This window comes from Rhizobium sp. AC44/96 (genome assembly GCF_001692185.1).
Lineage (GTDB): Bacteria > Pseudomonadota > Alphaproteobacteria > Rhizobiales > Rhizobiaceae > Rhizobium.
Genome location: NZ_LXKO01000005.1, coordinates 45192 through 66286 on the forward strand (window position 1 = coordinate 45192; position 21095 = coordinate 66286).

The 21095-nt window shown below is 60.2% G+C and carries 21 protein-coding genes; 15 read left to right on the forward strand and 6 right to left on the reverse strand.

Annotated features, from left to right (window positions below; translation table 11 throughout):
* Positions 1 to 31: 31 nt before the first annotated feature.
* The 11 genes from A6U87_RS07810 (at position 32) to gndA (ending at position 9468) form a co-directional block, all read left to right on the forward strand.
* A complete protein-coding gene (locus A6U87_RS07810) occupies positions 32 to 868 on the forward strand; it encodes a transporter substrate-binding domain-containing protein (RefSeq protein WP_065690692.1) in 837 nt (278 codons plus the stop codon).
* A 19-nt stretch (positions 869 to 887) separates the two neighbouring features.
* A complete protein-coding gene (locus tag A6U87_RS07815) occupies positions 888 to 1586 on the forward strand; it encodes an amino acid ABC transporter permease (protein ID WP_065690693.1) in 699 nt (232 codons plus the stop codon).
* Entirely contained in the window at positions 1586 to 2296 is a 711-nt protein-coding gene (locus A6U87_RS07820) for an amino acid ABC transporter permease (RefSeq protein WP_065690694.1), read from the forward strand. The genes A6U87_RS07815 and A6U87_RS07820 overlap by 1 nt, the downstream gene beginning before the upstream one ends.
* Entirely contained in the window at positions 2293 to 3024 is a 732-nt protein-coding gene (locus tag A6U87_RS07825) for an amino acid ABC transporter ATP-binding protein (protein WP_065690695.1), read from the forward strand. Before A6U87_RS07820 ends, A6U87_RS07825 begins: the two co-directional genes overlap by 4 nt.
* A 21-nt stretch (positions 3025 to 3045) precedes the next feature.
* Positions 3046 to 3789: an amino acid ABC transporter ATP-binding protein gene (locus tag A6U87_RS07830; protein WP_065690696.1), complete on the forward strand. Its 744-nt coding sequence runs from the start codon at positions 3046 to 3048 to the stop codon at positions 3787 to 3789.
* A gap of 218 nt (positions 3790 to 4007) precedes the next feature.
* Positions 4008 to 4682, forward strand: coding sequence for a 4-carboxy-4-hydroxy-2-oxoadipate aldolase/oxaloacetate decarboxylase (locus A6U87_RS07835; RefSeq protein ID WP_065690797.1), 675 nt, complete (start codon positions 4008 to 4010; stop codon positions 4680 to 4682).
* A 26-nt stretch (positions 4683 to 4708) separates the two neighbouring features.
* A complete protein-coding gene (locus A6U87_RS07840; protein WP_065690697.1) occupies positions 4709 to 5476 on the forward strand; it encodes an SDR family oxidoreductase in 768 nt (255 codons plus the stop codon).
* Positions 5451 to 6011 (forward strand): gluconokinase, encoded by a 561-nt coding sequence (locus A6U87_RS07845; RefSeq protein WP_275078382.1) that lies wholly within the window; start codon positions 5451 to 5453, stop codon positions 6009 to 6011. The genes A6U87_RS07840 and A6U87_RS07845 overlap by 26 nt, the downstream gene beginning before the upstream one ends.
* Before the next feature lie 10 nt (positions 6012 to 6021).
* Complete coding sequence (locus tag A6U87_RS07850) at positions 6022 to 6963, forward strand: 2-hydroxyacid dehydrogenase (RefSeq protein ID WP_065690699.1); 942 nt, start codon at positions 6022 to 6024, stop codon at positions 6961 to 6963.
* Between the two features lie 10 nt (positions 6964 to 6973).
* The gene (locus A6U87_RS07855) at positions 6974 to 8005 is read left to right on the forward strand and encodes an L-idonate 5-dehydrogenase (RefSeq protein ID WP_065690700.1); all 1032 of its coding nucleotides are present in this window, start codon (positions 6974 to 6976) and stop codon (positions 8003 to 8005) included.
* A gap of 32 nt (positions 8006 to 8037) precedes the next feature.
* Positions 8038 to 9468, forward strand: a complete 1431-nt coding sequence (gene gndA, locus A6U87_RS07860; RefSeq protein ID WP_065690701.1) for an NADP-dependent phosphogluconate dehydrogenase — start codon at positions 8038 to 8040, stop codon at positions 9466 to 9468.
* A gap of 383 nt (positions 9469 to 9851) precedes the next feature.
* On the opposite strand, the gene A6U87_RS30670 is transcribed toward gndA, so the two are convergent.
* On the reverse strand, positions 9852 to 9986 hold the full coding sequence (locus A6U87_RS30670) for an ABC transporter permease subunit (RefSeq protein ID WP_206744125.1): 135 nt from the start codon (positions 9984 to 9986) through the stop codon (positions 9852 to 9854).
* Between the two features lie 323 nt (positions 9987 to 10309).
* Between A6U87_RS30670 and A6U87_RS07865 the strand changes: the two genes are divergently transcribed.
* The 4 genes from A6U87_RS07865 to A6U87_RS07880 all read left to right on the forward strand — a co-directional run bounded on the left by A6U87_RS07865 (position 10310) and on the right by A6U87_RS07880 (position 14584).
* Positions 10310 to 12184 (forward strand): adenylate/guanylate cyclase domain-containing protein, encoded by a 1875-nt coding sequence (locus A6U87_RS07865; RefSeq protein WP_065690702.1) that lies wholly within the window; start codon positions 10310 to 10312, stop codon positions 12182 to 12184.
* A 109-nt stretch (positions 12185 to 12293) separates the two neighbouring features.
* A complete protein-coding gene (locus A6U87_RS07870; RefSeq protein ID WP_065690703.1) occupies positions 12294 to 13658 on the forward strand; it encodes a hypothetical protein in 1365 nt (454 codons plus the stop codon).
* Entirely contained in the window at positions 13633 to 14235 is a 603-nt protein-coding gene (locus tag A6U87_RS07875; RefSeq protein WP_065690704.1) for a hypothetical protein, read from the forward strand. Before A6U87_RS07870 ends, A6U87_RS07875 begins: the two co-directional genes overlap by 26 nt.
* 28 nt (positions 14236 to 14263) lie before the next feature.
* The gene (locus A6U87_RS07880; RefSeq protein WP_065690705.1) at positions 14264 to 14584 is read left to right on the forward strand and encodes a hypothetical protein; all 321 of its coding nucleotides are present in this window, start codon (positions 14264 to 14266) and stop codon (positions 14582 to 14584) included.
* Between the two features lie 280 nt (positions 14585 to 14864).
* On the opposite strand, the gene A6U87_RS07885 is transcribed toward A6U87_RS07880, so the two are convergent.
* Genes A6U87_RS07885 through A6U87_RS07905 form a run of 5 tightly spaced genes read right to left on the reverse strand, consistent with a single transcriptional unit; the run spans position 14865 to position 21053 of the window.
* A complete protein-coding gene (locus A6U87_RS07885; RefSeq protein ID WP_065690706.1) occupies positions 14865 to 15974 on the reverse strand; it encodes an LLM class flavin-dependent oxidoreductase in 1110 nt (369 codons plus the stop codon).
* A gap of 51 nt (positions 15975 to 16025) precedes the next feature.
* Positions 16026 to 17180 carry an acyl-CoA dehydrogenase family protein gene (locus A6U87_RS07890; RefSeq protein WP_065690707.1) on the reverse strand — a complete coding sequence of 385 codons (1155 nt, stop codon included), beginning with the start codon at positions 17178 to 17180 and terminating at the stop codon, positions 16026 to 16028.
* Positions 17181 to 17195: 15 nt separating this feature from the next.
* Positions 17196 to 18233, reverse strand: coding sequence for an ABC transporter substrate-binding protein (locus A6U87_RS07895; protein ID WP_065690708.1), 1038 nt, complete (start codon positions 18231 to 18233; stop codon positions 17196 to 17198).
* A gap of 10 nt (positions 18234 to 18243) precedes the next feature.
* Positions 18244 to 19422 carry an LLM class flavin-dependent oxidoreductase gene (locus A6U87_RS07900; protein WP_065690709.1) on the reverse strand — a complete coding sequence of 393 codons (1179 nt, stop codon included), beginning with the start codon at positions 19420 to 19422 and terminating at the stop codon, positions 18244 to 18246.
* Positions 19423 to 19445: 23 nt separating this feature from the next.
* Positions 19446 to 21053, reverse strand: a complete 1608-nt coding sequence (locus tag A6U87_RS07905) for an ABC transporter substrate-binding protein (RefSeq protein WP_065690710.1) — start codon at positions 21051 to 21053, stop codon at positions 19446 to 19448.
* Positions 21054 to 21095: the final 42 nt, after the last annotated feature.

Genomic DNA, 21095 nt, shown 5'->3' on the forward strand with positions numbered 1-21095 from the left:
TCAGCGAGAGGACGCTCAGTAGGAGGACATCATGAGCTTCAAGAAACTGCTTGCCGTTTCCGTTATCGGACTGGCGGCTTTGACCCATTCCGTTTCCGCAAGCCAGCTGGACGACGTGAAGAAGGCCGGCAAGATCACCTGCGGCGTTCTGACGAATTCGCCACCGCTCGGCTTCCAGGACCCCAAGACGCGAGAGCCTGCAGGCTATGAGATCGACATCTGCCGGCAGTTTGCCCAGTCGATCGGGGTGACCGCCGAACTGGTGCCTGTCTCGCCGCAGACCCGCATGGCTGAGCTGGTGCAGGGCCGTGTCGACGTGCTTGCCTCCTTGTTGAGCTACAGCAAGGAACGCGCCGAGCAGGTCGATTTCAGCGGCGCCTATATTGCCGAGGATTTCAATTTCGTCGTTCTCGATCAGTCCGACATCAAGAAGGTCGATGATCTCTCGGGTCAGCGTATCGGGCTTGTGAAGGGCTCGGTTCTGATCCCGCTCACCGAAAAGCGCCTGCCGGACGCGCGCGTGCTGTCATTCGAGACGAGTGCCGCCTCGTTCCTGGCTCTTCAGCAGGGGAAGGTGAAGGCGACCGTCTACCGTTATTCCGAGGGCAAGGCGGTGGAACGAAATGCCGGCGATGGCATCAAGGCACTCCGCTTCCTGGATGAGCCGCTGCTCTCGATGCCGTCAGGCTTTGCGTTCCGCAAAGGGTCGCCGGAACTGGTGAAGGCCGCCAACGATTTTCTTGCTCAGCTGGAAACATCTGGCGAGGGCCAGAAGCTCTACGACAAGTGGCTTGGTAAGGATTCCGACCTAAAGTCGACGCGCAAGTTCCAATTCGGCAAGCCCCAGGAAACCTGGTTTACGAACTAATCGACCAAGGCCTAATTGCATGGGTTACCAACTCGACTTCGGCAAGGTCCTGCAGGGCCAGTATCTAGACATGATCCTGCAGGGCCTGGAGACAACGATGATACTCTTCGTTGTCTCCTGGGTCTTCGGACTGGTTCTGGCGATCATCGTCACCGTCATCCGGGCGACCGAATTCAAGCCAACCAATTTCCTCGTCGCAGCCTTCGTCGAGTACCACCGCAATGTGCCGATCCTGATCCAGCTGTTCGTCTGGTATTTCGGTTTTGCCGTTATCCTGCCCGACTCCATCAACGATTTCCTGAACGACATCGGGGCGGAGATGGGCTATGCGATCGTCGCCCTTGCTCTTAACAAGGCCGCCTATATGTCGGAAGACTTCCGCAGCGGGCTGCGCTCGATACACCCGGCGCAGATGGAGGCCGCAAGGTCGATCGGGCTGACTTATCTCGGCGCAATGCGGTGGGTGATCCTGCCGCAGGCCTGGAGGCTCGCCTTGCCGGCGCTTCTCGGCCAGACGCTGATCCTGTTCAAGGCGACCAGTCTTGGTGCTGCAATCGGCGTCGCGGAGCTTTCCTATCAAGCGCGTTATGTCGAGGAACAGTCGTTCCGGATCTTCGAAGCCTACGGGATCACCACGCTCATCTACATGGTGATTTCCTTCGCCATCATGTGGGTATCTTCCCTGCTCGAAAAGCGCTTCCAGTTGCGGGTCAAGTGATGTTGGAAATTCTCCGAGAATATGGATTGATGCTGCTTATCGGCGAATATCCGCACGGTAAGCTTGGTGGCCTCGCGCTCACCCTGATCATTTCCTTTGTCAGCCTCTTCGCGACATTTCCGTGCAGCGTTCTCGTCGCCTTGGCGCGAACAGGAAATGTGGTCTGGCTGCAGAGGCTGGCTGCTGGATTCGTGCATTCGGTGCGGGCGATACCGCTGCTGATGCTGATCTTCTGGGCTTATTTCGCGCTGCCGATGCTGACGGGCTTTCCCATCGATGCGACGGTCACGCTCGTCGTCGCCATCGTGATCTATCAGACCGCCTATCTCGGTGAGATCGTGGCCGCCGGCATCAAGGGCCTGCCGAAAGGGCAGGCGGAGGCCGCCAAGGCCTTGGGGCTGGGCTACATCCCAACGACCTTTCGCGTCGTGCTGCCGCAGGCACTCTTCAACGTGATCCCGGGCATCATCAATCAGCTGACGACGATCATCAAGGAAAGCTCGCTCGGCTCGATCATCGCGGTCTCGGAACTCTCCTATGTGATGTTGCAGGTCAACTCGAACGAAGTGACCAAGCCGCTGCAGATCTTCGGCATTCTGGCTGCGACCTACTTCATCCTGTGCTTTTGTCTCTCGCAGGCGACGAACTGGCTCGAACGCCGTATCGCCAAGAGACGGACGGGACGTGTTTTCGTGGAGGCCCTGGCATGATCGAGTTCAGCAATGTCTCGAAGTGGTTCGGCGCGGTTCGGGTCCTGACCTCGATTTCGGCGACCGTGCCGAAGGGCAGCACGGTTGTCTTGTGTGGTCCATCAGGGTCGGGCAAGTCGACGCTTGCGCGCACCGTTAATCGGCTGGAGCCGATCCAGGAAGGCAAGATCACGATCGATGGCGCCGACATCCATGCGGCGGGCGTCGACGTCAACAAATTGCGGACAGGTATTGGTTTCGTCTTCCAGCAGTTCAACCTTTTCCCGCATCTGACGGTGCTCGAAAATGTCATGCTGCCTCTGCAGCGAATTCGCGGGCAGTCACGAAAGGAAGCGGCACCGGCTGCGATGGACATGCTCACGCGTGTCGGCCTTGCCGACAGGGCCAAATCGCTTCCAGCCGATATTTCCGGCGGTCAGTCGCAGCGTGTGGCTATTGCGCGGTCGCTCGTCCTAACGCCCGGCGTCCTCGTTCTCGACGAGCCGACGAGCGCGCTTGATCCGGAGATGGTCGGCGAAGTTCTCAAGTTGCTCCGGAAGCTGTCGGAGGAGGGGATGACGATGATGTGCGTCACCCATGAGATGGGTTTTGCCCGCGAAGTGTCGGATCGGATCTGGTTCCTGAAGAAGGGCGAGCTCAAGTTCAACGGCGAGCCCGCTGCCTTCTTCTCCGAAGATGCGCCGTCCGAAGTGCGCTCGTTCCTGTCGGCCGTCAACCGCACCCGTTAAGCCAGCCATATCGGATAACCTATGTCAGACACGTTCCCCGCAGCTGATCTCGTCAATGTTCAGAAGTGGTACGGCGATTTTCACGTGCTGCGCGATATCAACCTCAAGGTCATGCGCGGCGAGCGCGTCGTCATCGCCGGCCCGTCGGGCTCCGGCAAGTCGACGATGATCCGCTGCATCAACCGGCTGGAAGAGCACCAGAAGGGCAGCATCATCGTCGATGGCGTGGAACTCACCAACGATCTGAAGAAGATCGACGAAGTCCGGCGCGAAGTCGGGATGGTGTTCCAGCACTTCAATCTCTTCCCGCACCTGACGATCCTGGAAAACTGCACGCTGGCGCCGATCTGGGTACGCAAGATGCCGAAGAAGCAGGCCGAGGAAGTTGCCATGCACTTCCTCAAGCGCGTCAAGATCCCGGAACAGGCGAACAAGTATCCGGGCCAGCTATCAGGTGGTCAGCAGCAGCGCGTCGCAATCGCCCGCTCGCTGTGCATGAACCCGAAGATCATGCTGTTCGACGAGCCGACTTCGGCACTCGATCCTGAGATGATCAAGGAAGTCCTGGATACGATGGTTGGCCTTGCGGAAGAAGGCATGACGATGCTCTGCGTTACCCACGAAATGGGCTTCGCACGCCAGGTCGCCAACCGCGTCATCTTCATGGACCAGGGGCAGATCGTCGAGCAGAACTCGCCAGCCGAGTTCTTCGACAATCCACAGCACGAGCGCACGAAGCTCTTCCTCAGCCAGATTCTGCACTAGGGTCTGGCCGCCTCTTCGCCCTTCATCTCACGATCTCGGCGCGTTGTGTTTCGGCGAACGTATCGCCCGTACACCGAACTGGCGCGCGCATTGTTTCGTATACAGGCAAGTTATAGCTGGCATCGAGAACATATATTTGTGCGATGGATTGCCCCGCTGATAAGACGCTGGGCAGCACCGAGCAGATCCAAGTCGTCTGCCCCGCCAAGGAGGAAAAAATGATCAAGCTGAACCAGAAGATCGAGCGTCCGTCCAAGGACGAGATCGCGGCAATCGCCAAGTTTTCGCCTGCCACGATCCACGAGGCACAGGGCCGGAAGGGTGCGCTTTCGTCGCGCATCAAGCCCGTCGATCACGGCATGAAGCTCTGCGGTCCCGCATTTACAGTGAAGTGCGCGCCGCGCGACAACATCATGCTTCAGGTCGCGATCAACTATGCTCAGCCTGGCGACATCATCGTGGTGTCAGCCGGCGAGTATGAAGAAGCAGGCTCTTTCGGTGATGTGCTGGCAAACGCCTGCCTTGCAAAGGGCATCGGCGGTCTGGTGACCGATACGGGCGTGCGCGACACGGTTCAGCTTCGCGAACTCGGCTTCCCGGTCTTCTCCTTGAGCGTTTGCATCAAGGGCACCGTGAAGGAGACGCTCGGAGCAACCAACGAGCCGATCACGATTGGGGACGAGATCATCAACCCAGGTGACATCATCGTTGGTGATGCCGATGGTCTGGTTGTGGTCAGGAAGAATGAGGTCCGCGACGTTGCCAAGCTGTCGCAGGCACGCGAGGATGCCGAAGCAGGCTATATCGCCGCCTACAAGGCCGGAAAATCGGTCGTAGAGGTGTCCAATCTCGAAGCTGTGCTGAAAGCGAAGGGCCTGGTAGTCGAGGCCTGAGCCGACGTGGCACTGAGGAACAGACAATGACTTATCCGCTCTTTGATCTTTCAGGAAAGAGGGTTCTTGTAACGGGATCCTCTCAGGGCATCGGGCTCGCGCTGGCTACGGGGCTTGCCAAGCACGGCGCGAGCATTGTGCTCAACGGGCGGGATCCGGAGAAGCTGTCTGCGGCGGCCAGGGATCTCGGCAATGCCGGCCATCTGGTTGCCACAGCCGATTTCGATGTCACCGACGCGAAGGCCGTCGAAGACGGCGTCGGAAAGATCGAACGCGAGATCGGACCGGTCGACATTCTCGTCAACAATGCAGGCATGCAATTCCGGACGCCGCTGGAGGACTTTCCAGCGGATCGTTGGGAGCAGTTGCTGAAGACCAATGTGTCGAGCGTGTTCTATGTCGGTCAGGCAGTCGCCCGCCACATGATCAAGCGTGGCGAAGGCAAGATTATCAACATCGCATCGGTGCAGAGCGAACTCGCTCGTCCTGGCATCGCCCCCTACACGGCGACAAAGGGAGCGGTGAAAAACCTGACGCGGGGCATGTGTGCCGACTGGGCCAAGTATGGGCTCCAGATCAACGCGATCGCGCCCGGATATTTCAAGACACCGCTCAATCAGGCGCTCGTCGACAATGCCGAGTTCTCCGCCTGGCTTGAAAAGCGCACGCCGGCCGCCCGTTGGGGCAATGTCGACGAGCTCGTTGGCGCTGCCGTCTTCCTTTCCGGCAGGGCATCCTCATTTGTGAATGGACACACTCTCTATGTCGATGGTGGCATCACAACCTGCCTCTAACGGGGACGCGGGCCTCGGGCCCATCGTTGTTATGGGCGTCTCCGGGTGTGGCAAGACATCTGTCGGAAAGATGCTGGCTTCGCAACTTGGCTATCGCTTCGTCGAGGGCGATAGCCGCCATCCCGAAAGCAATGTCGCGAAGATGAGCTCGGGCGTTGCGCTCAGCGATGATGACCGGTGGCCGTGGCTGGAAGTGCTTGGCGAAGAGCTGGCGGCCATGGAGGGAACGGTGATCTCCTGCTCGGCCTTGAAGAAGTCCTATCGCGACCTTTTGCGATTGCGGGCAGGTCGACCAATCACGTTCATATTCTTGCAGGGCGATCGCGCCACGCTTGCTGCGCGAATGAGCGGCCGTAAGGCACACTATATGCCGCTTTCGCTGCTCGACAGCCAGTTCGCAACCCTTGAACTGCCAAGGGGAGAGCGGGATGTCGTCACCATCGAAATCGACCAGACGATCGAACGCATCGTCTCGATCGCCATGGCGTCCCTGGCCTCGCTGTCCAAACGGCAAAGCGAACTATCCAGAAAATAACGGAGGAAGCATGTCCAAGCCCGAAATTCTACTCGCCGGCCCCTATCCGGAATGGGACATGGTCGATCTTGAAGACAGGTACGTCGTCCACAGGCTGTACGAGGCTAGCGACCGCGACGCCTACCTCAAGGATGTCGGCGCCAATATCCGTGCCATTGCCACGCGCGGTGAACTCGGTGCCTCCGCCGAACTGATGCAGAGCCTTCCGAAGCTCGAAGTGGTTTCCGTTTATGGTGTTGGCACCGATGCGGTGAACCTGCCGCATGCACGCGAGAACGGCATTCGCGTTACCAATACGCCAGACGTCCTGTCGGAAGACGTTGCCGACATGGCGCTCGGCCTTCTTCTGTCAGCCGCGCGGCTGATACCACATGGCGACGCCATGGTGCGTTCGGGACTGTGGGGAAAGACCGCGATGCCGCTCGTCACGCGCGTCAGTGGCAAGCGGGTCGGGGTCGTCGGCATGGGCCGCATCGGCCAGGCCATTGCCCAGCGCGCTGCCGCATTCGGATGCGATATCCGCTATTTCTCGCGCAACCCACAGACGCAGGTTTCCTTCTCGCACGAGCCGGATCTGATTGCCCTGGCGAAATGGTCGGAGTTTCTCGTGGTCATTGTTCCGGGTGGTGATGCAACGAAAAACATCATCAATGGCAAGGTGCTCGAGGCTCTGGGGCCGGAAGGCATTCTCATCAACGTGTCGCGCGGCTCGACCGTCGATGAAGACGCTCTCATTGCCGCGCTTCGAAACCGCGCGATCAAGGCCGCTGGTCTCGATGTTTTCCTCAACGAGCCGACGATCGATCCGCGCTTTCTGGAGCTCGACAATGTGGTGCTGCAGCCGCATCACGGATCCGGCACGGTCGAAACCAGGAGGGCAATGGGCCAACTCGTGCGCGACAATCTCGCTGCGCATTTCGCCGGCAAGTCTTTGCCGACCCCTGTCGTGTGAGGAACCCATCATGAAAGCAGTCGTCATTCATGCGGCCAAGGATCTGCGGGTCGAAGAACGCGAAGTCGAAACGGTTTCAGCCGGTCAGGTGGAAATCGCCATAGAGGCAGGCGGCATTTGCGGCTCTGACCTGCATTACTACAATCATGGCGGCTTCGGCACGGTGCGCGTTCGCGAGCCGATGATCCTCGGCCACGAGGTGGCTGGAACGGTCAGGGCGCTTGGAACAGGCGTCTCTCATCTCGCTGTCGGTGATCGGGTGGCGGTGTCGCCAAGCCGGCCTTGCAATACCTGCCAATACTGCCTGCGCGGCGAGCAGAACCATTGCCTCAACATGCGCTTCTACGGCTCGGCGATGCCGATGCCGCACATCCAGGGCGCTTTCCGCCAGCGCCTCGTTGCGGAAGCCTGGCAGTGCCACAAGGTTGCCAGCGGCGTCTCGATCAATGAGGCAGCCATGGCGGAACCATTCGCGGTCACATTGCATGCGGTTAATCGCGCCGGACCGCTTCTCGGGAAGCGCGTTCTGGTGACCGGCTGCGGCCCGATCGGCGCACTCGCCATCATCGCGGCGCGTGCGCATGGCGCGCGCGAAGTTGTCGCGACAGATGTGATGGACACGGTACTCGGGAAGGCTCTCGAGATCGGAGCCGATCGCGTCATCAACGTTGCTAATAATCCGGAGGAGCTCTCGGCCTATTCCGCCAACAAGGGATATTTCGACGTTCAGTTCGAAGCGTCCGGTAATGAGCGTGCTGTCCGCTCCGGCCTAGAGGTTCTTCGTCCGCGCTCCACGCTTGTTCAATTGGGACTCGGTGGAGACGTGTCGATCCCGCAGAACATGGTGGTCGCCAAGGAAATCGAGATGAAGGGTACTTTCCGCTTCCACGAGGAGTTTGGTTTGGCCGTCGATCTCATCAATCAGCGACGGGTCGATCTCAAGCCTCTCTTGACCGGCACCTATGCGATCGAGGATGCCGTTAGCGCATTCGAAGCCGCTGGCGACCGTACGAAGTCGATGAAGGTCCAACTCGCGTTCTGATAAATTCGAACGCCTTCAAATGCAGAGGCACTATGGAAAAGGCAGAAATCGGGCTGATCGGCCTTGCGGTCATGGGTTCCAACCTGGCGCTCAACATCGCGGAAAAAGGGAACAAGATCGCGGTATTCAACCGTACTCCTGAGAAAACGGATGAGTTCTACGAAAGTGCGGGCGATCTGAAGAAGCAGATCATTCCCTGCAAGACGATCGAGGAGTTCGTCGAGGCGATCCGTCCGCCGCGCCCGATCATCATCATGATCAAGGCCGGTGAAGCCGTCGATCAGCAGATGGAGCTCCTGCGTCCTTATCTCTCCAAGGGCGACATCATGATCGATGCCGGCAACGCCAACTTCCGCGACACGATCGCCCGCTTCGACCGGCTGAAGAACACCGAACTGACCTTCATCGGCATGGGTGTGTCCGGCGGCGAGGAAGGTGCGCGCCATGGCCCGTCGATCATGGTCGGTGGTACCGAAGACTCGTGGAAGCGCGTCGAGCCGGTGCTGACCTCGATTGCCGCCAAGTACAAGGGTGACCCGTGCGTCGCCTGGCTCGGCAATGACGGCGCCGGTCACTTCGTCAAGACGATCCACAACGGCATCGAATATGCCGACATGCAGATGATCGCCGAAATCTACGGCATCCTGCGCGACGGTCTCGGCAAGAGCGCCAAGGACATCTCCGGCATCTTCGGCGACTGGAACAAGGGCCGCCTGAACTCCTACCTGATCGAGATTTCCGAAAAGGTTCTGGCCGCGACCGACCCGATCTCCGGCGGTGCGATGGTCGACATGATCCTCGACAAGGCCGGCCAGAAGGGCACCGGCAAGTGGTCGGCGATCGAAGCGCAGAACATGGGCATTCCGGCAACGGCGATCGAAGCGGCGGTTGCCGCCCGCAGCCTGTCGTCGATGAAGACCGAGCGCGAAGCCGCCGAAAAGATCTTTGGCAAGCCGGAATACAAGTTCCCGATCGCTTACGGTCCCGAGCTGGTCAAGGACTTGGAACTGGCTCTGTTCGCCGCCAAGATCGGTGCCTACGCACAGGGCTTTGCGGTGATGGCGGAAGCGTCGCGCGAGTTCAACTGGTCGCTGCCGATGCCTGTCATTGCCAAGATCTGGCGCGATGGCTGCATCATTCGCTCGCAGTTCCTCGATGAGATCACCTCGGCCTTCACGAAGGCGCCTGACGTTGCCAACCTGATCGTGACGCCTGCCTTCTCCGACATGGTCAAGGAATCGCTGCCGGCGCTGCGTCGCGTCGTCGGCGCCGCGCTTCAGGCGGGCCTGCCGGTTCCGGCGCTCACCTCGGCGCTGACGTACTTCGACGCCTACCGCCAGGGCCGCGGCACTGCCAACCTGATCCAGGCGCAGCGCGACTTCTTCGGCGCGCACGGCTTCGACCGCCTCGACGGCAAGGACTTCCACCACGGCCCATGGGGCAGCGGTGCGGCGACCTTCTAAGGTCGGCGCCTTGGCGGCGAGGACGCTACCGTCTCGAGGCTCCGATGACGGAGGCGAAGGTGAGTTGCGCGATCATCTAGCGGGTGTGTGCGCGGTAGTCGATAGAAAATGGTAGCGGGCGGCCTCATGGTTGTACCGCCGCCCCGCGCTGACAACGGACGGAGACTATCAAATCGCAGGCGCTGTCGACGCCGTTGGCGAAGATGCATCCTATGACCTTCAGGACCACCCGTAGGTGCTCCGCCCGGGTCGGTCTATGTCATCGCCACCAGATCAAACGCCGATTGGCAATCACCAGCAGGGCGTAAAGCGCGGGGCCCGTCAGCGATGAGACGAGAATGGCGGACCATACGGTTTGCGAATCCATCTTCGCTTTAGCGCGGTCACGATCTGGCCGACCCGCTATAGGCGCCCAGCATTTCCGCCATGATGACCGCGATGGTGCTCCGCCCAAGGCTGATGCGAAGGCCGGTGGCGATTGACGGCATGGCGGCTGGAAGGGCGACAAAGCAAGGCAAGCCTACGGGCGCCGAAGCTGCGCAGCAGATCTATATGCCCGTCTGATGGCCTAATGCCAGCGACTGCCCGTCCTGTGCCTTGGTTTTGGCGACCAGATTGAAAGGCGTACTGCCTTTGCACCTGCGATGATCAGTCAGAGAATTACGCGAGATCAGGAGCAGATAGGTCCGCCACAGGCGGTCTGTTCGAAATCGCGTCGCAACTCAATTGCCGGTTTAGCAGCACGGGCATATTTTAGTTGTCAGCAATGGAAACGTCCGGCAACATCGCTGCCTAGTGATTGAATTGAGTGATGTTGCCACCAGTAGGTTGGGGGACGGGCATGTGCGCCGAGCATGTTGAACGTCGATTGGCGGCTATCCTCGCTGCCGATGTGGTGGGCTACAGCCGTCTGTTGGAGGCCAACGAAGAGGACACGCTAAATGCTCTTCGTCTTCATCGCAGAGAGCTCTTTGATCCCGCCGTCGCAAGTCACGGCGGGCATATAATCAAAGTAATGGGCGACGGTTTCCTGGTCGAGTTCGGCAGCGTGCTCAGCGCCGCACGCTGCGCTGTTGAAATCCAGCGCGGGATGCTGGAGCGCAACGTCGGTATTCCAGCGGACAGACATATCGCGTTCCGGATAGGCCTCAATTTGGGTGACATTGTCTTCGATACAGATGACTTTCATGGGGATGGCATAAACGTTGCCGTGCGGCTGCAAGCGCTCGCTGCTCCCGGCGGCATCGCCTGCTCGGCGCCTGTGCGTCATGAAGTCGGAAACAAGCTTGGTTTCGACTTTGCCGACCAGGGCGAGAGGACCGTCAAGAATATCTCGCGTCCAGTGCATGTCTATTTTGCCGACTGGGGCAACGAAAGCTCGAGCGACCAGCTTCATATTGCCGTGGGCACTCACACACAGGCATCATCCAGCAAGCCGTCGGTTGCGATCCTGCCGTTCGCCAACATCAGCAATGACGCAGCGCAAGAGTTTTTTAGCGACGGCATCACTGAGGACATCATCACCGACTTGTCGAATGTTTCAGGTCTGTTTGTGCTGAGCCGCAACACCGTCTTCACGTGGAAAGGCCGAACCGAGAACCTCCAGCGTATCGCCAGAGAACTCGGCGTCGCCTATGTCGTCGAAGGTAGCGTCCGCAAGGCCGGCAACCATGTGAGGATCAATGCCGAATTGATCGAGGCGGCAAGTGACGGTCACGTCTGGGCCGCGCGTTACGACCGTGACCTGACTGACATCTTCGAAGTCCAAGACGAGATCGCAAAGGCGATCGTCGATCAGCTGAAGGTCAAGTTGCTCCCGGAAGAGAAACGGGCGATCGAGCAGGCACCAACAGAGAGCGTGGAGGCTTACACGCACTATTTGAGGGGGCGCGAGTACTACCACATCGCCTCGAGATCAAACCATTTGATGGCTAGGCAGAGCTTTGCAAGGGCGATCGAATTGGATCCAGGTTACGCTCGCGCCTATGCCGGCGTAGCGGTTTGCGACGCGCGTCTCCGCTCTCAGTTTGGCTTGGAGATCTCGGTGAATGACATTCTTTCAAACACGGCAAAGGCCCTCGCCATCGATCCGAATCTGGCGGAGGCGCATGCGGCCCGAGGATTTGCATTGGCGGTCGCCGGCAATCGCGCCGAGGCGGTTTTCGCATTCGAGCAGGCTTTGTCACTCGGCCCGAGTTGCCACGAGGCCAATCGGTATTACGCTGAGTTTTGCGTCACCGAGGGGCAATTCGAGCCTGCGGCGAGATACTTTCAGCGCGCGTTGGAAATCAAGCCGGCGGATTACGGTGCACCCATCATGCTTGTGAACGTCTTTCGTTCACTCGGACAGTTAGACCGGGCACAGAGCTACGCTCGTATCGCGATCAGGAAGGCTGAGCAGGAAATGCGGTTACATCCGGAAAACGCTAACGTCGCTTGTCTTGGAGCGACCGCCTTGGCTTTTCTTGGTATCAGCGATCGGGCGCTGGAATGGCTGGCCCGCGCTCTGGAAACCGACCCAAACGACATAAACATCCAATACAATGCTGCCTGTACCTATGCGCTGCTCGGCGAGGTTGATCGAGCGATCGATGTGCTGGAAGGCTGGATGCCTCAAGTCGGCGCTGAGATGAGGCTTTGGTTCATGCACGATTCCGATCTGGATTCCATTCGCGAGAACCTTCGGTACCTGAAGTTGGTTGAGCTTTACGCATAATACCCCTTTACATTTAGCCAACTGTTTTCAATACTACTTTACGACGTGCTAAAATTCATCGGACGGCGATGGCCGGCTTTGGCAAATACAGGGTCTTTTGGAGGGGTGGATGGGCACCCGATTCAGACTTTTTGTACAGCCTCCTTTTGAGCATGCTCGGACCAGTCCCGAGACTATTGAGGTGTCATCTCCGTTGGGGAGTTTAGCAGCGGGACCAGCTGACAGACTCATGTTTGTTGTGGAGCCGGTCGGCAAGACCCGTCCTTACGGTGTGAACCGTGGGCCGCTGGGGACGCCGTACATTTATCTGCCTCCCTGGACGGGAAAGATCTTAGAGCCGGCGGTTCCTGACGAGTACGGCAACTTCGACTACCTTCAGCCTAGTATGCCTGGCTTCGAAGCAGCGCATGTCTTCGGTTGCGTCCGGTTCACGCTGGATGTGTGGGAGCGTTATCTCGGGCAGTCGCTTGTCTGGCATTTTCGCGATCACTTCGATCGCATGGAAATTTCTATCCTGCCGCAATGGAACAATGCTCAGTACGGTTACGGCTTTCTTGAGGTCGGCAGTCAGTTCGAGAAGGATGGACGCATCCTCCCCTTCACCCTGGATTTCGATGTTATCGCCCACGAGGTCGGGCACGCGATCATTTTCAGCGTACTTGGCGTGCCGCGCCCGGGAACCGAATACCCCGAATACCTCGGCTTTCAGGAGGCCTTCTCCGACTGCGTGTCGCTGATCGCGGCCATGCATTTTCCGTCTGTAATCGACAATGTTCTCGAGGAGACGCGCGGCAACCTCTACCGGGCAAACAGTCTCTCGCGCTTTTCAGAATTTTCGCCGCATCGTCAAATACGGTCTGCAAGCAACAAGCGGACAATGGCCGAGTTCGCTCATGGGTGGAAGGATGAGCACGAGCTCTCGCAGCCGCTGACCGGTGCAATGTTCGATATCCTTGTCGACATCTTCCATGAAAGCCTGGTGGAGCGCGGTTTGATTTCGCGCGCCGTTGAAGATCTCGCGGATATTGCCGAGTTCGATCCAACCGCCGAGGCGCGGGTCCAAAATGCTTTCGACCGCGCGTTTGTGCGAAATTCGGATGGGTTTGTCGAGGCGCTGCTCGATGCGAGAGACATCGTCGGGAGCTATATGGCGGAAACCTTGTGGACTCTTGCTGCGGACTTTCTGGACTATGGCGACGTCGTGAGCGCGATGCTCGCGATTGATCAGGCAGAAAGTGGCGGCCAATTCAACGGGATCATCAGCAGAAATTTCAGGCGTCGGGGAATCGGTGAGGTACATGCCGGCACGCACCTCAAAGGCGGCGAGCGTCGCAGCCACGTATTCTCTGCGCGCACACTCCTGCCGATAGACTATCTCGAGTTTCCGAAGATGGACTATCGCGAGAAGCTTCTACTATCGAGATTAGTTAGCGTGAATAATCAGATCGATGGAGGGAAACGTGGCAGACAATGAAACCTTGCTCGGCGTATCGGCGGTATACTTGTTCGGGCGTCCACTTAGCGATCTGGTTCTAAGGGGGCGGCCTATTTATAGCACACTAAGTGTGCCGCCTTTAGGAACAAACCGGCTTTTGATGAATCAACTCAGTTCGGAAGACGCGTGCTTGGCGCGAATCTATGCCTTCTCGTTCGAGGGAGCTTTCATTGAACTCGGTCGACCAGCAATCTTCGTCGTCCACGGCGATGGGGCTGTTCCCGACGATCCCCCTCCCAGGAACGCCAACGACGATATTGACTACGACAGATTGTATCGGTCGCCAGGTTCGGCGGCACTAACGGGTCTCGGCTCCCAAATCGGGGCTCTTGCTGCAGATATGCGGGTTTGGATCTACGACAAGGCTGATGTCTCGATGAGGCTCGACGCTGAAACGGGGACGCTGGAGCAGATACTGCTCGCGACCGAGCTATCCAATGACCCAAGGGCAACAGCAGGCGGAATGTCCCGATCGGGCGGCGCTATGTCCCGTTCCGGTGGTGTGATGTCGAGGTCGGGCGGTTTTATCCCTCGCAGATCGGGCGATACTGATTAACACATATGAACAGCCTAAGGAGGCTAGTATGTCGTCGGACAACAAAATTGAAATTAAGCGGCTGGATCCGAAGAATGTGGTTTCTCCCGTAATAGGCCCTAGGCCGCATCTCAAAATAATAGGATCCAATTTCAGTGATGATATGTATGTGTATGCATGTAAAAAAGGTGACGGTACTCAGGAAGTCGCAGATATAACAATAGATAAAGACGAATCTACTGAGAGCACGGACAGGCAATGGTGTGTAGTTGTGACGCCGCAACTTGGTGCCGCCGCCGGCGATTTGTATGTTGCGATAAAGCTGGACGGTAAGTTTCAGGACGCCGAACCAGGACTCAAGGTCGTCTGATTTTTTGTGGAGTGCCTTTGTTACTCGCGCGCTGGCACACAATTGTGCTAGCGCCAAGCATCTTGGCGTTTACCCCCGGTGCGTGTCGCGGCGCCAAAAGCCTCCTTGTATCGTGCTCTTCCGTCGCTACACCACCACTCGGCCAGAAGCACCGTCTGGTGGTGGAAGAGAGTGCGATGCGTAGCGAGCACTTCCGACGCATGAAACTGGCTCATCCAGATCCGCGGTAACGAGTCGCTCTGATAAGCGCAGTGCATCGAAGTCTTTTTGTTGCTTAGAATCAGGAAACCAATTTCCTCATCGAGACCCACCGCTTGGCCTCACTGCGCAGGAGCGGCAGCAAGTCATTCCCCTGCCGTTTGATCTCCGAGAGGTAAGGCGTATCTGAGAGCACGAAGTGGGTGATGCCCAAGTCCTGATACTTGCGCAGCGACCGCGCGACGTCTTCGGCCGAACCGACCAGCCAGGTCGTGCCGGCGCCGCCGCCGCCATATTTGCCGGGAGCGGTGTAGAGGTTGTCGTCGAGAACGTCGCCGGCCTGGTGCAGGTCGAACAGCCGCTGCTGGCCGACGGCGACCGCCCGGCGGTGGTCGCTCCAGCTGGCGCCGTTGCCCTTTGCCATCTCCGCCACCTTCGCCTCGGCGTCGGCCCAGGCCTGTTCGGTCGTGTCGCGCACCAGCGTGGTGATCCGGAGCCCGAATTCCAGCGGCGGCAGATCCCGGTCGAGCTCCCGGCTCAGGGCCTTTAGGCGCGCAATGCGCTCGCGGACACCATCGAGCGGCTCGCCCCAGAAGAGTTGGACGTCCGCCTCGCTGGCTGCGACCCTTTCGGCCGCCTCGGAGGCGCCGCCGAAATAGAGCTTCGGATGGCGACGATCGGCGCGCGCCTTGATGCGCGGCACGACGGTCGATTCCGCGACGCCGAAGTGCTCGCCCTCATAACTGACGTTTTCTTCTGTCCAGAGCCTGCGCACCAGCCGCATGAATTCCCTGGTACGGGCGTAGCGCTGCGCTTGGTCTCCCTCGCGGTCGCCATAGGCCGAAAGATTGTCGAGACCGGAGACGATGTTGACGCGAACGCGGCCGCCGGTGAGATGGTCGAGCGTGGCGGCGGCCGAGGCGAAGTTCGCGGGCCGCCAGTAGCCGGGGCGGACCGCGATCAGCGGCTCGAACGTCGTCGTTCTCGCCGCAAGTGCTGCGGCGACGGTGAAGGTGTCCGGTCTGCCCCAGCCTGTTCCGATGAGCGCGCCTTTCCAGCCATGCTCCTCGAGTGCGCGGGCCTGTTCCGTCAGCGTGGCGAGGCTGTTGTGATTGTCGACAACGGTGTCGCCACGATGGCCTGGCCTCGTGTCATTTGGGATGTACCAAAGGAATTCGCTGTCTTTGCTCATGTTGGCCTGCGCTTGTGAAATCAAACAGTGAAATCCGAGATCACCATTCCGCTATCGCGATGCGAGACGCCCGAGCGCGTTGCGGGCGGCGATTGTGCGGATCATGTGGCTTTGCGGCGCATGGGAGCGGGCCGTGATGGCGTCTCGATGGTGACGCTCCAGCTGGAAGTCGCGGTTGAGACCGGGGTTTCCGGCAAGCTCGAGGGCGAGGCTCGTGATGGCGACCGCGTTGTCGATGACGACATGGCGGACATGCATGCCATCAAGTCCGACGACCTTGCCGGCATCGACATCCTCGCCGAGTGAGCGCAGCAATCGGGCATTGGTCGCCAGCCGCACCTCGATTTCTCCCAGACCGTCCTGAATACGGGGAACGGTCGAGAGCGGCGCGCCGAGGCTTGCCGGCGTGTGGTGGGCGGCGAAGGCGAGCACCCGGTCGCGCGCAGAAAGCGCAACGCCGTGGTAAACCGCACCGATCAGCGAGAAGAAAAAGGCGGTTGCGTGTTCCTCACGGCGCAGCGGCTCGGAGGCCGCCTGGGCTTCGATCATGTCTTCGAGCGGAATGACGATGTTGTCGAGGATGATGTCGTCGCTGGCGGTTGCATGCATGCCGGCGGCGTTCCAGGTCTTTTCGATACGCAGGCCGGGGCTGTCGGTGGGAACGAGGAAGGAAGCCAGGCGCGGTTCCGCCTCGTCGGTCAGCGCCAGCAGTGCCACCCATTTGAGCACGGGTATGCCGGTGACGTAGCTCTTGTGGCCGGTGATGCGCCAGGTGTCGCCGTCGCGGCGGGCGATGGTCTCGGGCAGTGCGCCGTGGGCGGGAGAACCGATGCGGGGTTCGGCCTGGGCGGCGTTGATGAGGGCGGGGCCGAGCCGGTTGGCCGAGAGCACGCGCTCGGCGAGATGAGCCGGCCACTTGGCGAAGCGGCGCAGGCTGTAGTGGCTGTTGTAATGCATGGCGAGCACGAGCGCGGTCGAGGGTTCGCCGCGCGCGATCTCGCTGATCACCGCTTGCGCCTCGGCAAGGCCGCCTCCGTGGCCGCCATGCTCGGGTGCCGTCACCAGCCCAAGCAGGCCGGCTTCGAAGAGGCGCGTGAAGTTCTCGAAAGGAAAATCCCCTGTTTTATCGTAGTAAGCGGCGCGTTCGGCGAAATCGACGGCGAGGCGCCGTGCCTTGTCGACCGGATCGATCTTTTCCTGAAGCATGATGTGCTCTCCCGATCAGGCTACGGCGCGCCGGTCGAAGGCGTCGATGTGGCGGCGGTCGACCCAGTCGGCGATGTCGAAATCTGCGGCGAGGAAGCCGAAATCGCGCAGGAAGTCCTTGTAGTGGCCGATCGCATCGACCAACTCGGGCTGCAGCCCAAGACCGAGATGCTTGTGGATGTCGGGGCCATTGGCGGCGAGAACCTGTTCTTCCGTGGCGCCCGCCTCGCGCGCGACGAAGCGTCTCGTTTCATCGGGATGCGCCTCGGCCCAGGCGCTTGCCTTGAAGATCGAGTCCAGCAGGCGCGCGACCAGATCCGGCCGCTCGTCGGCCAGAAGCTCGTCCACCGTCAGCACGCGCGGCGATCCCGAGTTGATGCGGATCTTCGGATCGGGATGGAAGCCGAATTCGATCACCTCGACGGCGCCGATGAGGTTGGCGACATTGATCCCCGCCGTACCCTTCACATAGATGGCGTCGACGTCGCCGCGAATAAGCGCTGCGACCTCCTCGCCATAGGCCTGCCTGCGCTTCAACCCGAAGAGCGACGGACCTTCCTGCGTCGACAGCACCGAGTCCGAAAGTGCGATGTCGACGATCTCGACGCTATCGAGCGCCAGCCCTTCCAGCGAGAGGGCGGAAACCAGCCCCTTGAGCGCCGTGGCGCGCATGAAGTCGACGATGCCCTCGGGGCGGCGGGCGATGCCGAAGCGTCGTCCCTTCAGGTCCCGCGTGGTCTTGATGCCTGTCGCCGGCAGGGTGATGATCGCCTGGAGTTCGTCGGTCCAGGTGATGCCGATGAGCCGCGTCTTGCGGCCTTCGGAGCGGGCGCGAATGGGCGGGACATTGCCGCCATGGCGGAACGACCAGTCGAGCGTGTGGTTGAAGTGGCTCTGGCGGATGTTGCGGTCCGGAGAATCGATGATCGACTTCAGCGTCACGCCGTCCTTGCGGAAGTTCTCCTCGAGATAACCGAGTTGCGCGGCAAGGCCGACGGGTGTCGGCACCGGGCAGCGGGTGTACCAGATTTCCGAAATGGCATTACGTGTCATGGCGTTTCTCCTAGTGGCGCAGGCCGGCTTGTTTCATCAGGGGCAGGACCTCGGCGCCGAAGAATTCGAGATCGTCGCGGAAGTCGAAGAAGCTGAGCTGCAGGCCATCGACGCCGGCCTCCTTCAGCTTGACGAACTGATCGACCACCTGTTCAGGCGAGCCGATGACCCGGATGTTGCCGCCGATGGCGCGGTATGGATCCTGGGGATCGCGGCCCTTCCATGCCTGCGCGTCCGAGTTCAGCGACTGGAAGCCCTGCGGCGAACGCTGGTCTGCATGGGCGACGATGCGGTCGGCAAGCTCCCAGGCCTCCTTCTCCGTCGGCCGGCAGATCACCATCGGGTTCAGCAACGTGCGCACCGTACGCCCGACGCCGATCGCCGCGTCCTTGACGCGTTTGGTATGCGCCGGCAGCGATTGCAGCGCGCTGTCGATGTCGGCGCCCGTCGGGCTGGTGATGAAGACGATATCCGAGTAGCGGCCGGCAAAGGCGATGCCGGCATCCGAACCGGTCGCGTTGACGAGGATCGGTCGACCGAAATTGGGTTTCGGCGTGACGAAGCCGCCGCCGAGCTTCCAGCTGCTCTCGCCTTCGAAGGAGAAGTTCTCATCGTCGCTCCACAAGCGCTGCACGACCTCGAGGAATTCGGCCGCCAGTTCATAGCGCTTGTCGTGCTCGATGCGCGGCCAACCGAACATTTCGTGTTCGACCGCCCGGTGGCCGGTGACCACGTTGATGCCCCAGCGTCCGCCGGTGATGTGGTCGAGCGTGGCGCCGAACTTTGCCAGATGCAAAGGGTGCCATGGGCCGTAGAGCACATGCATGGTCGAGATCAGCATGATTTTCTTGGTGAGACCCGCAAGTGCCGCCGTCGAGACGAAGCTGTCGAGCGCCTGACCGTCGAAGACGCCGCCATAGCCGCCCTTGGGCAGCCATTGCGACAGGGCGAAGACGAGGTCGAATCCGAGTTCCTCGGCTTTCAGCGTCAGTGCCTTGTTGTATTCGAAGCGCCAGTCGGTCGATCGCTCGAGCGTCGATTGCGTCCAGCCGCCCGCCTGGATCGGCAGGAAGAGGCCGAGGAGGACGGGCTGCTTGAGCGCCTGCGATAGGGGACTATCGGGGAAATCGGTCGGGGCGGCGAATTTCGGTAGGCCGACGATCGAGCCGGGACGATGTTGAATGGACATGGTTGTTCTCCCGTTGATCCGGCTCAGGACGCTGCGACGTAGGCGAAGGCAAGGCTGCCCGCGATGCCTTCGCCACCGATGGTGTGGTCGGAAATCCGCTTGTTGTAGATCGTCAGTTCCGGCTGGCTGACGATGTCGATCGCCGGAACGTCCTCGACGAGGATCTGCTGGATCTGGCGCCACTGCTCGACGCGTTTTGTCGGATCGACCTCGATGGCCGCCGCTTCGAGCAATTCGTCGACCTTCGGGTTGCTGTAGGCGGCGCCGTTCGAGAAGGGGACGCCCGGCTTGAAGTTCTTGCTCCAGTAGAGGCGCTGCACGCCGACCGTCGGATCGAAGAGGTTACTCATGCCCTCGAAGGCGAAGTCGAAATCGCGGTCGGTGTAGATGCGCTTGGTGTAGGTCGCGAAATCCTGGCTGCGGACGGTGGCGTCGATGCCGACCTTGGCGAGCGCCTGACGGATATATTCGGAGCCGCGCGGATAGGTCTCGCCGCTCGGCACGTAGTCGAGGTTGATGCGGGCGCGGATGCCGTCAGCGCCGCGCGGATAGCCGGCCTCGTCGAGCAGCTTCTCGGCGGCGGCGAGATCGATCGGATAAGTCTTGAGATAAGGCACGTACCACTTGGCGAGATTGGGATTGATCGGGCCGGGGATGGCAGCGCCGTAGCCGTAGTTGATGGTGTTGAGGATGACGTTGCGGTCGATGACATGCGCGAAGGCGCGGCGTACGCGCACATCCTTGAACAACGGTCGCTCGAGGTTGAATTCGATGCGGCTGACGCCGTTCTGATACTGATAGCCCTTGGTCTCGAAAGCCAGCGCTTCGGCGGCCTGCAAGCGTTCGAGATCGCTGAGCGGAACCGGTGTCGAGGGCGCCAGATCGATTTCACCGGTCTCGATCGCGATCGATCGGGCGGCGGCATCCGGAATGAAGCGGATGATCAGTTGGTCGAGATAGGGGCGGGGCTGGTCCCAGTATTCGGGGTTGCGCTCGTAGACGATGTGACTGCCGCGCACCCATTCCTTGAACCTGAACGGGCCGGTTCCGATGGGTGCCAGATTGGCCGGATTTTCCGCGACCTTGCTGCCCTCATAGATGTGGCGCGGCACAATCGGGGTTTCGGAGGCTGCAAGCGCGGTGATCAGATAGGGCGCCGGCTTGGAAAGCTTCAGGATGGCCGTCAGCGGGTCGGGCGTTTCGATATCGACGAGATTGAGGAAGGTGTTGCGGCCGCGCGGGTGCACTTCCTTCAGCGTCTTGATCGAGAAGGCGACATCGGCGGAGGTGAAGGGCTGGCCGTCATGCCATTTCACGCCGTCGCGCAGCTTGAACGTATAGGTCAGCCCATCGGGGCTGATCGTCCATTCCTTGGCCAGCAACGGCTTCGGATTGAGATCGAAGTCGTAGGTAAGAAGGCCTTCCGTGGTCTTCGGCGAGACATAGACCGCGTTATAGGCCGTATGCGCGATCGTCGTTAGGACGGGCGGCTCGGCGGCCAGCAGAAGCGTTGCCGAACCGCCGCGCGTCGCGGTGGCAGCGAAAGCCGGAAGTCGCCCTGTCGCGGTGACGCCGAGGGCGACCGAGGCGAGCAGAAAGCTTCGGCGTGTGGGTGCGGGAAATAGTGACATTCGTGTTCAACCCTCATGATCCAGGAGCCGTGCCGGCCCGCT